This window comes from Kitasatospora sp. NPDC032121 (assembly GCF_055580145.1).
The window spans coordinates 62,599-78,093 of record NZ_JBVILX010000027.1; the positions used below are offsets into that span (position 1 = coordinate 62,599).

A 15,495-nucleotide genomic window follows, 5' to 3' on the forward strand; every position below is an offset into this window, starting at 1 on the left:
CGTTACTGACTTCCGCGCGTGGGTCTGAAGGGCGCCACCGCATCCTCCTCCAATGATCACTACACAGCGCTACCACCGATGACGGGACAGAGCCGTTCTTCTTTTTGCAGACCCCCAGAACCCGAGAACCGACAACACTGCGCAGACCTTGCGCAGGCTGTGGACTTGGGCGGGTCATCCGCTGGTGGGTGGGGCCCCGAAGGTGCGCCGGTAGGCCTGCGGCGTCGTGCCGAGGCGCCGGGCGAAGTGGTGGCGGAGGGTGTCGATGCTGCCGAAGCCCGTGCGGTGGGCGACGGCGGTGACCGGCTCGTCCGTGGTCTCCAGGTGATGCTGGGCGAGCAGGACGCGCTGCCCGGTGAGCCACTGCAACGGGGTGGTCCCGGTCTCCTGCCGGAAACGGCGGGCGAAGGTCCGCGGGGAGAGACGGGCGTGGCGGGCCATTGCCTCGACGGTCAGGTCCTGGTCGAGGTTGGCTTCGATCCAGGCCAGGACGGGGGCGAGGGAACCGGTCCCGTGCCGAGGAAGGGGGCGTTCGCGGTACTGGCGCTGGCCACCATCGCGGTGCGGGGGCGCGACCATGCGGCGGGCGATCGCATTGGCGACGGCGCTGCCGTGTTCCTTGCGGATCAGATGGAGGCAGGTGTCGACGCCGGCGGCGGTGCCAGCGCCGGTGATGACCGGGTCCTCGTCGATGTAGAGCACGTCCGACTCGACCCGGGCGCGCGGGTGGCGGCGGGCGAGTTCGTCGGTGTAGCGCCAGTGGGTGGTGCAGCGCCGCCCGTCCAGCAACCCGGCCTCGCCGAGCAGGAAGGCCCCGGTGCAGATGCTCAGGACGCGGGCGCCGCGCTCGACGGCGGCCCGTAGCTCCTCGGTCAGGTGGTCCGGCTGCCGCACGTGCAGGTCGTAGGCCGGGATGCAGATGAGGTCCGCCGAGGCCAGTCGCTCCAGGCCGTGCCGGGTCCGCACATCGAAGCCGTGCCGCATCGGCACGCTGTCGCCGGTTCCTGAGACGAGAGCGAAGTCGTAGACGGGGAGCGCATCGTCGCCGCGGTCGATGCCGAAGACCTCGCAGAACACACCCAACTCGAAGGCGTGGGCGCCTTGGAGGGCCAGGACGGCGACATCGCGAAGCACGGGCTCCCGATCTCCTCTCACGACGGTGGCAGGAACTTCAGCCTATCCGTCGTTTCTGCCACTCCCATCGGGTGCCCCGCCCTGGAAGGCTCGCAGGCGTTTCCCCCCACCACGCGAACAGCTAGGCACCGGATGACCACGCACACGCACACCACCAACGCCGCCCTCTCGTCACAGGCGGCCCAGGTCCTGCGCACACTGGCGCTCGACGAGGAGCTGAAGTGGCGCATCCCCGGCGACCCCGTTTTGGGCCCCTTGGCCCGCAAAGTCGCCCGGCGGTACGTGGCCGGCGAAACCCTCCCCGACGCCCTGGACCGCGCGCAGCAGATCCTGGCCGCCGGCCACCGCGTGAACGTCGAGTACATGGGCGAGAGCTGCCGCGACCCGCAGCGCGCTGTCGAAGAGACCGGCACGTTCCTCGCCGCCGCCCGGCTCCTGCCGCCCGAGTGCTCAATCTCCCTCGACCTGTCCCACATCGGCCTCGCCGTCGACGCAGAGCTCGCCCTGACCAACGCCTCCCGCATCGCCCAGGCCACCGCCGCCACCGGGCGGGAGATGATGATCTCAGCCGAAGGCTCCGACCGTACCGACGCGGTGCTGGCCCTGCACCGCACGCTGTGCGAGCGCTTCGACCACGTGGGCATCACCGTCCAGGCACGCCTGCACCGCACCGCGGACGATCTACCGGAACTGCTCACCCGTCCCGGCCGCATCCGCCTGGTCAAGGGCGCCTTCCTCGAACCCGAGACCATCGCCCACCGGCGGGAAGCCCCGGCTCTGACCGCTGCCTACCTGAAGTACGCGGAGCAGCTGGTCGACTCGGGCCACCTGTGCTCCTTCGCCACCCACGACTGGGATCTGATCGACCGTATCGACCACTACGTCGGCAGGAAGAACCAGGACTGCGCCCCCTGGGAGTTCGAAACCCTCCTCGGCCTCGGGCCCGACCGCCTCGACGCCATGGCCGAGCGCGGCCACCCCACCCGCGAGTACGTCGTCTTCGGCACGGAATGGTGGCTCTACGTCTGCAACCGACTCGCCGAAGACCCCCAGCGCCTGCTCCAAGCCCTCGTCGACGCCGCCGCATGAACCCGATCTGGACGAACGCCGCCGTGTGTTCGTTGAGGGGCGTTGGTCAGGCAGCCTTATCTGGCGGTGTGGGAGGAGCCGTTGTCGAGCACGACGTGGATCTCTTTGCCGGGCAGGATCGCCCGGTCAAGCTGGTCGAGGAAGGCGTTGGCCTTCGAGGCCGCGGAGAGGGCGTCGAGCAGCTCCGGGTCCAGCGGGTCCGGGTCCAGCGGGTCCGGCAAGCTCTATCCTGCCAACCCGCGAACGGGCGCTCCAGGCGCAGCAGTTCCTCGTTGCTGCGCTGGGAGTGCAGGGGGGCACCGAGCAGGTGGTGACCTGCACCGCGACCCGCCGCTACGTACCGCCACCGTCCGAGCACCCCCAGAGCACCGACATCGGCGACTACGTGTGGTTCGTCCTCGTGGGCGGAGTTCCGCGATCACTGAGGCACCGCCGTCGGTCAAGTTCCGTAGTTGGCTACCCGCAGCGGGCGAGGACATCAGCCACGCCGCCGACGCGGCCGGACCGGCTGGAGTGCCCCGAGTGCGTACAGGCCCGCTCCGCAGTGGACTTGGGCCCGCTGATGCTGCCGGTCCCGACCAAACGCGAGCTGGTGGCATGGCTGGTCTCCCGGCCCTGGCGGGTGCCACTGGGCCAGGGCCCGGCTGACGATGCGGCCGGCATCGCGGACCCCGTTGTGAATCAGGTGGGCGGGAGGGGCGAGGTGGAGGGAGTGGGGCGCTCGAGTAGGCGGGCGCGGGCGTCGTCCAGGGCCACGGCCGCGCGGCGCAGGTGGTGGCTGACCACCGGGAGGAGGGTGCCGCGCAGGCGGTCGGCGGCGTGGAGGGCGGTGGCGGCCCGGTCCAACAGGTCACCGGCACGGTGTATCGCGTAGCCACGGTCGCTGGCGCGGTACTCCCCCGCCAAGACCTCGGCCACGGCGGCGAGTTCACCGACACCGGGGTCCTCCACCGGCTCGGCACCGAAGAACTCCAGCGCGTACGCCACCTCCGCCAACCTGGCCGTACGGCGCGTCTCCCACCACGTACTCACACCGCGATCATCCACCACCACACCACCCAGTGGACACGAAACGAACCAACTCCCCCAGGGCCGGTGTCAAAAGCGGTGATGAGCCGTCGTCTCGGTCTCCGGGCTACCACCGCCCCGGCACCGGAGACAAGCAGACCGCGGCGCAGCTAGCGGCCCAGCCCGGCCACGCCACGGCACTCCTCCCCTGCCACCGGCAATGCTTCACGGCCGCGAGCCTTGTTGGGAGACAGGCGGACCGACCTTGGGAGTACAGCCAAGGACGCGCCCCGCCACTCGGCCGGCCGCGCCATGAGCCGGCCTATGCCGTGTCCCGGGGCTGGGGACGGCGGTTGGGTGGGGGGCTGGGTTCGGTGGGGCTGGTCTTTGGGCCCGGCCGGCATCGCGTGGTGGGGGTGTCGCGTCGGCGTCCGCGCCGGCACCGTGGTCGTAGAGCAGCTGCAGCGTGGTGGTGACCACCGGCGGCGCCAGGTGGTAGTTGCTGGCCGTCACCCCCGCGCCGCCGCGGCCGGCTGACCTCAAACGCCACCGGCCCGGCACCCTGCCCCGCCACGCCCCCTACCTCCACCAGCGCACCGCCGGGCGTATCGGCAGTCTCGCCCGCCTCATCCGCGGAGCCGCCCTGGCCGCGATCCTCGACGGCACCGAACGCATCACCAAAACCACCTCGACCTGGTGCGCCTGGACCACCTCGCGGAAACCCACCCCGCACCCGGCCCCCACGCCCGCAAGCAAGCCCGGTGAAGGCAGGGCACCGGCCACCACACTCACAAAACCCGCGAAGCCCCCAGCCCACAACCAACCCACATCCGAACTACACCCCCTCAAACCTCAGGGTTGGAGAGGCCCTCACGGCCGACGCGGCGCCTGATCGGGGCTAGGGGGCGCGCTCGACCAGGATCTCCAGAGTGGTGAACAGGATCGGGATCGCCTGTATTGGTAGATATCGCCTGATGTCGATTCAAAAAGTTGGCATTTCACTGTTTTGACATCGGTTTCGGGTAAGCCTTTGGTTATCCGATCCTCGGGCCGGTCAGGTTCATGCCTATAAGTTGGGTCTGACTTTACGATCTGTTTGGCTGCATACTTCTCTCATTGCCGCACACCTCGGCGTGCCGGTGTGCCTGATTACTTCAGCAAGAGGGAAGTCCCATGCTCTCCAAGCGTCTTGTCCAGTCCGCCGTCGTCTGCGTGGTCCTGGCCACCGGGGCCACTGCCTGCGGCAGTAGCACGGGCAAGTCCGCCGCTCCAGCGGCCCCCGCCTCCACTGCGCCGTCCGTCTCCACCGCGCCGTCCGTCTCCACCGCGCCGTCCGCCGGTGCCGAGCCCACGGGCGCGATCGACGCGCTCAGCGGGGAGCAGATCCTGGAGAAGGCGAGGGGCGCGATGGCCGGGCTCACCTCGGTGAAGCTCGACGGCAAGGTAGTGATCGACGGCATGACGGTGGCGCCCCAGCACCTCGCGGTGGACAGGAAGGAGAACTGTGCCGGCTCTGTGACCATAGCCATGCAGGGGGAGGTCGAGATCCTGCGCAGCGCGACTGGGCTCTGGATCAAGCCGGACAGCGCCTACTGGAAGACCATCGCTGCCAAGGCGGGCAACCCGAAGGCCGGTCCGGTGATGGCTCAGCTTTTCAAGGGCCGCTATCTGGCGGCGCAGGATGATGAGGCCCTCAAGGGGATGGTCAATCGCGTGTGTGGCTTGATGGATATGTTCACCCAGGGTGACAGCAAGCCGACCAAGGTCACCAAGGGCGGGGTCCTCCACGAGGCCAAGATCGAGACCTTCGGTATCAGGGTCGCGGACGAGACCGGGACCGGGTACACCGACCTCAACGTTGCCACCGAGGGTCAGCCGTACGTGATCTGGGTCGATCGCTACTCCGCAAGCGACCCCGGCCGCATGGACTTCACCGACTTCAACAAGCCGGTCACCGTGACGGCGCCCCCGGCGGACAGCGTCATCGACTACTCGGCGTTCCAGGACAAGCTCAAGAACAGCTGATCGCCCAGGTTCGGGCGCGAGGGCCAGAAGATACCAGGTGGGCGACCAGACGGGAGGCTGCGGAGGCTGATCGCGGGCCTCCTCGCCTATCACCCCCGAGGGCCGGGTCGGAGCGTGATGCTTCGGCCCGGCCTTCGGTGTTGGTCAGGCTGCCGGTTGACGCCTGGTACGGGTGAGGATCTCGTCGGCGATCTCGGTGGCCGGACGGTGTTCGGTGTCGACGTGGTCGTCAAAGGCCGGCTGGCTCAGGGCTTCGAGGCAGCGTTCGACCTGATTGCCCTCCCAGCTGAGCGGTCCCCACTTGTCGGGGCGTTCGCCGTGCTCTCACAGACGGTTGCGGATGGCCAAGTGGGTCTGTGACGGCTGTTCCTGAACGACCTGGGATCGTTCAGGAGTCGGTCCGTCCACAGGGTGTGGCACCTCTGTCGGGGCGACAGAGGTGCCACACTCGCGTGATGCCTACTCGTCTTCCTCGTCGTCCTCGGACTCGGCGGTCCACCACAGGTCGATCCGACAGGTTTCCAGGGTCTCGTGGTGGGTCGCGAAGACGGCGTCCACGTTGATGAGTTGACCTTCCGCGTGGCCAGTTGGGCACCACGCAGAACGGCCAGACCTGCTCCGGCTACCGTGCCCAGCCGGAGCTGGGCGAGGTCGGCTTCGAGACGAACGGCACGATGCTGCTGTCCTTCCGCGACCGCCTCGCCGACCGGGCGACGGGCCAGGCGGCGGCGGGCGCCGCGGTCGGTGGGGTGCTGTCGGGCGGTGACCTGAACAAGGCCTGCCTCGCGAACGGCACCTTCGTGATGGACACCAACAACGGCTACGGGCTCTCCCCCCGGGGCACCCGCTTCTTCGACACCAGTCGGTTCGGCTTCCACCACAACGCGGACTACGCCGGAATGGCGCTATCCAAGGTCGAGACCACCATCGGGACCTCCGGGTACGACCCCAACAACACGGCCTTCGGCTACGGGACGTCGTTCCTCCAGCGGGCGGACGGCAGGCCGGACCCGAAGCCCGGACTGCGGCTCAACCCGGCGGACGTGCCCGCGCCGTTCGGCAAGGGCGCCTCGATGGGCGATCTGGAGGTGCTCCCGGCGGTTCGCTGCCGGGCGCCGGCGCGGTCACCCTGCTGCCGATCGCTCGCCGATGAGGATCGCAGCGACCTCCTCGCCATGACCCCCGCCGGCCGGGTCGGCCTGCCCGGCGAGGTCGCCGAGGCCGTGGCCTTCCTCGTGTCCGACGCGGCCTCCTACGTCAACGGCGCCCTGCTCACCGTGGACGGCGGAGCGTCCGTCCGCTGACCGTGTCCACGGCTGACGGGTGCTCAGGAGACGCGCACCGCAGTCACCAGGGCAGCCGGTCGCAGGCTCCCGATTCCTTCACCCCGCCGCCGCTGAAAGGACCTCAACGGCCGCTCTGATCACGTACGTGCAACGGCCGCATCATTTCATTGTCCTCATGGTCGATGATGTGACAGTGCCAGACGTACTGTCCCGCAATGCCGAAGCGAACCTTGAGGCGGGTGATATTGCCCGGCAATGCGATCACGGTGTCCTTGTATCCGCCTTCCCCCGGCTGCGGGGGTGCCAGTGCGCCGCCCGTGATGGCTTGGCGGTCGAGGACCTGGAATCCGATCTGATGGATGTGGACGGGGTGCGCGTCGGGGGTGAAGTTGTACAGTTCCCAGATTTCGGTGTCGTCCTTCACCGGCGTCTCGGTGACCGGGTCCGACCACAGGAGCGGGGTGGCCGAGCCACTTGGCGCAACTGTGCCGAGCATGGCCATCGTGGGCGCGCCGGTGAAGTACGCGGAGTCCTCTTCGTTGAGTGACAGCTTCCGGACCGTCCGGCTCTCGGGAAGCGCCGGGATCGGAGGGAGCACGATCCGTGACGGCGGGACACTGGTGTCGGTGGAGGCGAGGGGGACGACAGTGAATTTCATGACCTGCCCCGTGGTCGTGATGTCCGCCGGCGTGAAGTCGGTGACCGGCGCGCCGCCGCCGTACGCCTCGTCCGGGCCTTCGTTGATCAGGTAGAGCCCGGTGCCGACCGGGGTGCCGGTGAAGTCGACCACCACGTCGGCGCGTTCTGCGGGGGCCAGCAGGAGTCGGTCCGACTGGACCGGGGCCGGCAGGAATCCCTGGTCGTTTCCGATCTGCCAGAAGGGCAATGCGGGGCTGACGGGGCGGGGGGCTGTGGCGTCAGCCGCGATCTTCAGGATGAGAGTACGGGCGTTGCTCGCGTTGAGGATGCGCAGACGGTACCGCCGCGGTTCCACGTCGAGTACCGGCCAGGTGTTCCCGTTGACGACCATCGTGGTGCCGAAGAACTCCGGGTTCCAGATCGGCGGAATATCGGTGTCGGGGATCCAGGGACCATCCGGCGGGGTGTCCCCGAAGTATCCGCGACTGCTGGGGAAGAAAATCGACCCGTCCGCATTGAAGGACTTGTCCTGGACCACCAGGGGGATTTCGTAGGGGTGAGGACCGTGCGCACCGCCTTGCCCCGGGGCCGGCCCGGGAAGTACTCCCGAGGGGAGATCGGCAGGTCCTCCTCGCAGCAGGTAGAAACCGGCAAGGCCCGCGTAGACATTCACCCGGGTCATGCCCAGAGTGTGGTCGTGGTACCAGAGGGTTGCGGGGCGCTGGTCATTGTCGTACGCGCATGTTGCCGACCCGGGGCGCCAGCGGACGCCGCAACGGTCGCGGAACTGCTCGGCGAACCGGTCGTAATAGGTGCCTACGCGGGCATGGTCGCGAGGGATGTCACGAGATGCCGGCAGGTACCAGGCTTCGGGATATCCGTCACTCTCTTCCCGGCTGTACCCACCGTGCAGATGGGTCACGATGGGCACCGGTCCCGTGTACGGCCCGGGAGTGGTCGAGAAGGTGGGCCGCGAATCACGTCCGGCCCTTCCGCCAGGAGGGTTCGCCCAGTGCAACGTGGGGTCCACAGCGCACAGATGGGGCAGATGGAGGCCGCGCGAGGTGACGAGGTCGTTGACCCACGTCACGGAGATCGGCCGATCCACACGGGCTTCGATGGTCGGGCCCGGCGTGTGGAATGACCACTGGTGGCCCACGGCTCCGTAACCCCAGACCGTGGTGGCCGGCATCCCGCTCGGCAGCATTTGCTGTCGGAACTGACGGATCGCGATGCGGTAGGAGTCCCGGCCCTCGCTGGGCATTTCACCGAGAAGAAACAGCGGCGTCCGGTACTTGGGTACGGACGACGGATCGAGCGCGCCTCCCGACGGCCGCGAAGGATGCGGATGGCGCCGACCGACTCGAAGAGCACCCGGGCCGGACGGAGAATTGACCGCGTAGGCATGCCCGTTCGCAAGTGCGCCGGCAAAACCCACGGAACCGACTGCCGCGACCGCGGTCCCGAGCAGCTTGCGTCGACTCGGCAGAGAATTCTCGGCGACATCAGCAGCCTGCGAATTCTCCAGAGGACCGGTATCCTTGATCACGCCCGAATGGTATGCGCGCGATATGGAGCACGGCGCCATTTCTGCCGGTCGACATGCCACACCCCCTAAAGTCCGATCATTGGACTATTGCCGGACTATTGCCGCAGTGGCAGATCTTCCTTCCGGTGAAGGAAGCTGATCTCCCCGCGCCTCGCGGAGCGATCGGCAGTGAGGGAAGCCGGTCTCGGGGATCCACTCGGAGGGTCCGTACGGCCGCGAGAGGGCCCGTGCCACGCGGATCGCGCGGGCACGGGCCCTCTCGGATCATCCCAGTGGTCCCTGTCCGGCCCCCGGGGTGACGGGGAGGGTGGTCAAGGTCGCGGGTGTGTTGCCGACGGCCGATGGGTCGGCTTAGTACCAGTGGTGGGACTGCCAGAAGTTCCAGGCGGCGTTCGGGCTGCCGTAGCGGGTGTTCATGTAGTCCAGCGCCCACTTGATCTGGGTGGACGGGTTGGTCTTCCAGTCGGCGCCGGCGGAGGCCATCTTGGAGGCCGGCAGTGCCTGGCCCAGTCCGTACGAGCCCGAGCTCGGGTTGGTCGCGGTCACGTTCCAGCCGGACTCGTGGGAAATGATCTGGCTGAACGACGCCAGCTGGTCCGCCGGCACGATCTGGGCGGCGAGGGCCTGCGGGGAGGCGTCGGCGGCCGAGGCGACCGCGGGGACCACGGCGGCACCCAGGGCGGTCACACCGGCGGCGCCGGCAAGAATCGCGGCAGAGGTACGCATACGGAGCTTGAAAGCGGGCATGTAGAACCAGACCTCAATCGGGTTGGGCCGAGTCACTCCCCGTTTTGGACCGTGGCCGGACAGGGGCCGTAACGGTCGCGGGGCGTGGCTTGGCGGTAGGCCGTTCACCGGCGGGACAGGTGCCGGTGTGGCTTGATGCAGCAATTGTTGCCAGGCGGGGCCGGTCGCCGACAAGACCCCCTCGCTACGACCTGCCGTCGTAGCCATGGGCGGACGGCGCTGGTCCGCAGGGCGGGTTGCGCGGTCGGCCAACGCGCTGAGCTGCGCAGATGTCGCGGTCGGGCTCGTGGGCGGCGGCAGTGCACGGCCGCTATCGTCCGTCGTGGACCTTTTCCGGTGTGAGTGGGCTCACGGTTTATGTCATGGTTTGTCCTGTTTATCGGTCACTGACCGAACTGCCGCCGACGCTCTGAGTGCGGACGATCCCCCTCCGACCGAGACCGGCGTCACACGCGCGACCACTCCCCCGGCACAGCCGGCTCGATGCGCTCGCGCCCGGGCCGGGAAGCCGGCGCCGACGAAGAGCCGGACACCCTCGCGTTCGGGCAGAAGGCGCTCGTGGCACCTGCCGAAGAGGCCGCTGTCCCCGACGGCGACACGCCGGACCCGCTCGTCCTGGCCCGCGGCTCGTGACGGGTCCCGCTCCCCCCGCGCCCCGCTTCCGTCTGGTCAGGCTCCTTCGGCTCCCTGCCCGGGTCCACGGCCTTCTCGGCTCGGCCCCACCCGGTGCGCGGCCCGGCCCGGGAATCGCGCATCCGGGCCATGGCCGCCCGCCGCGCCGCGCGTCGAGCCCGTCTGGCGGCCCTCCCGGCGGGCGGGAAGAATGGTGATCGCAAGGCTTGCCGCCGCGAGACGCGGAGTGGGTAACTGGTGTGAAGAGCTCCCCTCGCCCCGCCGAGTCCGCCACGCCGCTCGCACCCGGGCCCGGCCCCGGTGAGAAGGGGCTCAGATCGGGCGCCCTGGGGCTGTTCTCGTCGGTGGCGATCGGGATCTCCTCGACCGCGCCCGCATACAGCCTGGCGGCGACGCTCGGAGTGATCGTGGCCGGGGTGGGACTGCAGGCCCCCATCATCACCATGCTGGCGTTCGTGCCGATGCTGCTGATCGCGTACGCCTACCGGGAACTGAACGCCGTCGACGCCGACTGCGGGACGACCTTCACCTGGGCCACCCGCGCATTCGGCCCACGAGCCGGCTGGATGGGCGGCTGGGGCCTGATCGTCGCCGACGTGATCGCGATGGCGAACCTGGCCGAGATCGCCGGCATCTACGGCTTCCGGCTGGTCGGGCTGGAGTCGCTGGCGACCAGCCGGACATGGACCACCGTGGCCGGGGTGGTCTGGATCGCCCTGATGACGGCGGTCTGCTACGTCGGCATCGAGGTGTCGGCGGCCGTGCAGCGCTGGCTGCTCTGCCTGGAGGTCGCGGTCCTGCTGCTTCTCGCCGTCACCGCCCTGGTCAAGGTCTACACCGACGGCCCACCGACCGCGGCGCACGTCTCCGCCTCCTGGTTCAATCCGCTGAACGTCCCCTCCCCCCAGGCGCTGACCACCGGGGTGCTCGCCGCGGTGTTCATCTACTGGGGGTGGGACACCGCGCTCACCGTCAACGAGGAGACCGCGGACAGCCGGCACACCCCCGGGCGGGCCGCCGTGCTGTCCACCGTGCTGCTGCTGGGCATCTACGGTCTGGTCGCCACCTCGGCGCAGGCCTTCGCCGGAGTCGGCACCACGGGCATCGGGCTGGCCAACCCGGACAACTCCGGAGACGTGCTCTCCGGCCTCGGCGGGGCGGTGTTCGGCACCGCCGGGCTCGGCCACGCACTCACCAAACTGCTGATCCTGATGGTGCTGACCTCGGCGGTCGCCTCCACCCAGACCACCATCCTGCCGACCGCCCGCACCGTCTTCTCGATGGCCGCGCACAAGACCGTACCGTCCGGCTTCGCCCGGCTGCACCGCCGGTTCCTGACCCCGACCTGGTCGACCGTCGGCATGGGGCTGGTGTCGATCGCCTTCCTGGTGCTGCTCACCTCGGTCAGCCGCAACGTGCTGGCCGACTCCATCGGCTCGGTGGGCCTGGCGATCGCCTTCTACTACGGTCTGACCGGCTTCGCCTGCGTCTGGTACTACCGCCGGGTACTCACCCGCAGCCGCCGGGACCTGTTGTTCAAGGGCGTGCTGCCCGGGATCGGCGGGCTGATCATGCTGTTCCTGTTCTGCTACGCCGCCTTCCACGTCTACGCCGCCCCCGGCTACGGCGCGACCTCCCTCCGGCTGCCGCTGCTCGGCCAGGTCGGCGGGGTGACCGTACTGGGGCTGGGCGCGCTGCTGATCGGCGCGGCGCTGATGCCGGTGGTCACCCGGGAGCACACCGCGGCGCTGCGGCTGCAACGCAGCCTGCTGCCGCATCGGCTGCCGGCGCTGAGCGCGGTCGAGTCGGCCAGCCGCTACCTGCCGGCCGACACCCGCTCCGGGGTGGGCGGGGACTGGTACGACGTCATCCCGCTGTCCGGCAGCCGGGTCGGCCTGGTGGTCGGCGAGGTACTCGGCCACGGTCTGCGGGCCGCCGCCGCGATGGGCCGGCTGCGCGTCGGCGTCCGGGTGCTGGCCCGGATGGACCTGGATCCGGACGAACTGCTCGCCCGCCTGGACGACGTGGTGCGCGAGGAGAACGGCCAGGGCAGCCCGCGCGGCGGCGGCGTGACCTGCCTGTACGCGGTGTACGACCCGGTCGACGGCCGGTGCAGCCTGGCCCGGGCAGGCCACGCGCCGCCCGTCGTGGCCGACCCGGCAGGCGGCGTCCGCTACGCGGAGCTGCCGGCCGGGCGGCCGCTGGGGCTGGGCGGCCCGCCGTTCCAGCACGCCGAGCTGAACCTGCCGGCCGGCAGCCTGATCGCCCTGTACACGGACGGCCTGGTGGAGAGCGTCGACGGCCGGCGCGGGCTCGCCGAGACGCTGGCCGGGCTGCACCGGCCGCTGGAGAGCCTGTGCGACGAGGCGCTGGCGACCCTGCTCCCCGGGCCGGTGGACGACGACGCCGTCCTGCTGCTGGTCCGCACCCGCCGGCTCGACGCCGGGCAAATCGCCGACTGGGAGCTGGTGCCCGACCCGGCGGCGGTCGCCCGGGCGCGTCGCCTGGCCACCGACCGGCTGGACGAATGGGGCCTGGCGGAGCTCGCGTTCACCACCGAGCTGATCGTCAGCGAGCTGGTCACCAACGCGATCCGGTACGCCCCCGGGCCGGTCCGGGTCCGGCTGATCCGGGACCGCAGCCTGATCTGCGAGGTCTCCGACACCGGGCACACCTCGCCGCACCTGCGTCAGGCCGCCCGGGATGACGAGGGCGGGCGCGGCCTGTACATCATCGCCCGGATCACCGAGCGCTGGGGCACCCGCTACACCGAGGACGGCAAGACCATCTGGACCGAGCAGGCCCTGCCCGACGAGGGCTGACGACCGCGACCGGCCATCGGCGCTCCCCGGATCACGCCGAGCGCGTCCGGCTCCGGGGCGCGGGCCGCATCGGGCGGGCCGGAGGTGTCGACGCGGCGCGGCCGGTCGATCCGGGAGAGGAGAGACGTTTACCGGGAGAGGAGAGACGTTTAACTGGAGTGGGGGAAACGACGCGGCTGTGGGGACGAGCGGGACAGAAAGGCAGTCCGGTGGCTGATGTCTCGAACACGAGGGCGTGGCGTTCGCCGCGGTTCCTGCCCAGGTGGTCGCGCCGGGTCACGATCGGTGGTTATGTGCTGATCGCGATCACGGTGACGCTGGATTTCGTCAGCGGGCCCGATGTCACGTTCGCCCCGATACTCGCCGCCCTCCCCGTCCTGGCCGGTGTGGGCACCCGCCGGGCCACCGTCCCGCTGACGGCCGGGGTGGTCGCCGGCGCGCTCGTCGTCGCCATGGCGGCCTACGACGCCGCCGTGCCCGCGGTCGTGATGGCGACCGCGGCGGCCGCAGTGGTCCTGGTCACCTTCTTCAGCTGCGCCAACGTCGTGGTGGTGATGACCCAGGAGCAGGAACTGGCCAGGGTCCACACGGTCGCCGAGGCCGCGCAGCGTGCCCTGCTGCGCCTGGCGCCCCGGCGGATGGGGCCGCTGGCGGTCGCGGTGCGCTATGTGGCGGCGGAGGCCGAGGCACGGATCGGCGGGGATCTGTACGAGGTGATGCCGACCCCGTACGGGGTGCGGTTGTTGCTCGGCGACGTGTGCGGCAAGGGCTTGGCCGCGGTGGAGACTGCGGCCGACGTGCTGGGGGTGTTCCGTGAGGCCGCGCGGGCCGAGCCGGATCTGGCGGAGGTGGCCAGGCGGCTGGACTCGGCGCTCGTTCGTCGTCCGGCGAGCGAGGAGTTCGTCACGGCGGTTCTGGTCAGCATCCCCGACACGCCGGGACCGGCGGTCGTGGTCAACTGCGGACACCCACCGCCGCTGCTCTGCCATGACGGTCAGGTCAGCACGGTGGAGCCGTCCGTCGACGCACCGCCGCTGGCGCTGCTCGGCCTGGTCGGCGGGGACTACCACGCCGAGTCGCTCGCCTTCGACCGCGGCGACCTGCTGCTGCTCTACACGGACGGCGTGTCCGAGGCCCGGGACGCGGCGAACCGGTTCTACCCGCTCGCCGAGCGCCTGGCCGCCCTGCCGCACGGGGAGCCGGACGCCCTGCTGGACGAACTGCTCCTGGACGTGCGGACGTACGTCGGCTCCGGGCTGACGGACGACGCGGCCCTGCTCGCCGTCCGCCGGGAGCGGTGACCGGTTCATCGACTCCATCGGAGCGAGCCCGCACACCCCCTCTCCCGGGTGCTGCCGCCACGAGGAGCACGGGCCGAGCGACTACCGGGACGGCGGCGGTTGGTGCCGGTACTCCTCCAGCGCCGGCGAAGTCCTCATCGGGAGGAAGTTCGTGACCGTGTACTCGGCCAGCCCTGCCACCGAGTACGGGTCGCTCCTGGTGATGTCCTCGATCTGCGTCCGGTCGACACCGACCGCCACGATGACCGCACCATCGCGGGGGTCCTTGGGGCCCGATGCGATGAAGACGCCGGATTCGTAGTTCGAGTCGAGCCAGGCGACGTGCTCGGGGTGGGCCGCTTCGATGCGCTCGAGCGGCGCGATGTAGGTCAGCTCAAGAATGAACATGATCAACATCATAGCGCTGGGTAACCATCCGGTCGCACAGAGGAAGCCTCGGAGACGCGTCGACCAACGCGCGGCCGCTCCCCCGTCGCTTCGAGGTGCATGGGCAGCTCCGCCGAGAGACGCTGGGCGGGCCCGTCTGATGGACCACCGACGACACAGGAGGCGTTCATGAGACGCAAGTACTGTGCAGCGGTCGCCCTCACGGCCGCCGCTCTGTTCACGGGAACGGGGGCGACGTACGGGACCGCAAGCGGCACTCAGCCTCCCGCTACGCGCAGTGTCGTGGTGAGTGCCACCCAACTCCCCACCGAACAACAGATCGCCGCCCTGTTCGACAAGTGGAACGCGGCTCTGGCCACCGGCGACCCGAACCGTGTCGCGGACCTCTACGCTCCCGATGCCGTGTTGCTGCCGACCGTCTCCGACATCCGCACCAGTCGCGCCGGGATCGTCGACTACTTCACGAAGTTCCTGGCGAGCAAGCCCGTCGGAAAGATCCAGGAGCGGTTCATCACCGTCCTGGACCCCACGAGCGCCGTCGATACGGGTCTCTACCAGTTCACGCTCACCGACAAGAACGGCCACAAGTCGACGGTCGACGCCCGGTACACCTTCGTCTACGAGCTGCGTGGAGGCAGGTGGCTGATCCTCAACCACCACTCCTCGGCCCTGCCCTCTCCGGGCTGATCCGGCTGCCCGTCGAGCTTCCGGTCGGCCGCGAGGTTGGCCGGCCGCCCTTGCGGACGGTGTCGTCACCGATGCGCAGCGCCGCCACGCTGTCCGGACGTTCGGGGAACGGCACGAGGGCCTGTGGCCGCGCTTTCGCGCGGGCACAGGCCCTCGTGGGTCACTCCGGTGGTCCCTGTCCGGCCCCC

13 protein-coding genes and 1 pseudogene are annotated in these 15,495 nt (G+C 69.9%); 8 read left to right on the forward strand and 6 right to left on the reverse strand.

Annotation, left to right across the window (positions count from 1 at the left end; all coding sequences use genetic code 11):
- Nucleotides 1–174: 174 nt before the first annotated feature.
- Entirely contained in the window at nt 175–1,134 is a 960-nt protein-coding gene (locus ACZ5OX_RS36895; protein ID WP_465636302.1) for a GlxA family transcriptional regulator, read from the reverse strand.
- Between the two features lie 132 nt (nt 1,135–1,266).
- On the opposite strand from ACZ5OX_RS36895, the gene ACZ5OX_RS36900 reads away from it, so the two are divergent.
- Entirely contained in the window at nt 1,267–2,223 is a 957-nt protein-coding gene (locus tag ACZ5OX_RS36900; RefSeq protein WP_465636304.1) for a proline dehydrogenase family protein, read from the forward strand.
- Between the two features lie 56 nt (nt 2,224–2,279).
- On the opposite strand, the gene ACZ5OX_RS36905 is transcribed toward ACZ5OX_RS36900, so the two are convergent.
- Entirely contained in the window at nt 2,280–2,444 is a 165-nt protein-coding gene (locus ACZ5OX_RS36905) for a hypothetical protein (RefSeq protein ID WP_465636306.1), read from the reverse strand.
- 460 nt (nt 2,445–2,904) lie between these two features.
- A complete protein-coding gene (locus ACZ5OX_RS36910; protein ID WP_465636307.1) occupies nt 2,905–3,255 on the reverse strand; it encodes a hypothetical protein in 351 nt (116 codons plus the stop codon).
- A gap of 511 nt (nt 3,256–3,766) precedes the next feature.
- On the opposite strand from ACZ5OX_RS36910, the pseudogene ACZ5OX_RS36915 reads away from it, so the two are divergent.
- The 3 genes and pseudogenes from ACZ5OX_RS36915 to ACZ5OX_RS36925 form a co-directional block, all read left to right on the forward strand.
- A pseudogene (locus tag ACZ5OX_RS36915) lies at nt 3,767–3,996 on the forward strand (ATP/GTP-binding protein); the annotation flags it as partial.
- A 408-nt stretch (nt 3,997–4,404) separates the two neighbouring features.
- The gene (locus ACZ5OX_RS36920; RefSeq protein WP_465636309.1) at nt 4,405–5,256 is read left to right on the forward strand and encodes a hypothetical protein; all 852 of its coding nucleotides are present in this window, start codon (nt 4,405–4,407) and stop codon (nt 5,254–5,256) included.
- A 587-nt stretch (nt 5,257–5,843) separates the two neighbouring features.
- Complete coding sequence (locus ACZ5OX_RS36925) at nt 5,844–6,560, forward strand: SDR family oxidoreductase (protein WP_465636310.1); 717 nt, start codon at nt 5,844–5,846, stop codon at nt 6,558–6,560.
- Nucleotides 6,561–6,663: 103 nt separating this feature from the next.
- Here the strand turns inward: ACZ5OX_RS36925 and ACZ5OX_RS36930 are convergent, their stop codons facing one another.
- Nucleotides 6,664–8,730 carry a multicopper oxidase family protein gene (locus ACZ5OX_RS36930; RefSeq protein ID WP_465636312.1) on the reverse strand — a complete coding sequence of 689 codons (2,067 nt, stop codon included), beginning with the start codon at nt 8,728–8,730 and terminating at the stop codon, nt 6,664–6,666.
- Between the two features lie 351 nt (nt 8,731–9,081).
- On the reverse strand, nt 9,082–9,456 hold the full coding sequence (locus ACZ5OX_RS36935; RefSeq protein WP_465632494.1) for an aggregation-promoting factor C-terminal-like domain-containing protein: 375 nt from the start codon (nt 9,454–9,456) through the stop codon (nt 9,082–9,084).
- 504 nt (nt 9,457–9,960) lie between these two features.
- Here ACZ5OX_RS36935 and ACZ5OX_RS36940 point away from each other — a divergent pair.
- From ACZ5OX_RS36940 to ACZ5OX_RS36950, 3 genes are all read left to right on the forward strand, one after another.
- On the forward strand, nt 9,961–10,110 hold the full coding sequence (locus ACZ5OX_RS36940; protein ID WP_465636313.1) for a hypothetical protein: 150 nt from the start codon (nt 9,961–9,963) through the stop codon (nt 10,108–10,110).
- Nucleotides 10,111–10,349: 239 nt separating this feature from the next.
- Nucleotides 10,350–12,932, forward strand: coding sequence for a SpoIIE family protein phosphatase (locus tag ACZ5OX_RS36945; RefSeq protein WP_465636315.1), 2,583 nt, complete (start codon nt 10,350–10,352; stop codon nt 12,930–12,932).
- Between the two features lie 293 nt (nt 12,933–13,225).
- The gene (locus tag ACZ5OX_RS36950) at nt 13,226–14,233 is read left to right on the forward strand and encodes a PP2C family protein-serine/threonine phosphatase (protein ID WP_465636316.1); all 1,008 of its coding nucleotides are present in this window, start codon (nt 13,226–13,228) and stop codon (nt 14,231–14,233) included.
- An 81-nt stretch (nt 14,234–14,314) separates the two neighbouring features.
- Here the strand turns inward: ACZ5OX_RS36950 and ACZ5OX_RS36955 are convergent, their stop codons facing one another.
- A complete protein-coding gene (locus ACZ5OX_RS36955; RefSeq protein WP_465636318.1) occupies nt 14,315–14,620 on the reverse strand; it encodes a YciI family protein in 306 nt (101 codons plus the stop codon).
- A 282-nt stretch (nt 14,621–14,902) separates the two neighbouring features.
- Between ACZ5OX_RS36955 and ACZ5OX_RS36960 the strand changes: the two genes are divergently transcribed.
- The gene (locus tag ACZ5OX_RS36960; RefSeq protein ID WP_465636320.1) at nt 14,903–15,307 is read left to right on the forward strand and encodes an SgcJ/EcaC family oxidoreductase; all 405 of its coding nucleotides are present in this window, start codon (nt 14,903–14,905) and stop codon (nt 15,305–15,307) included.
- The last annotated feature ends 188 nt before the right edge of the window (nt 15,308–15,495 follow it).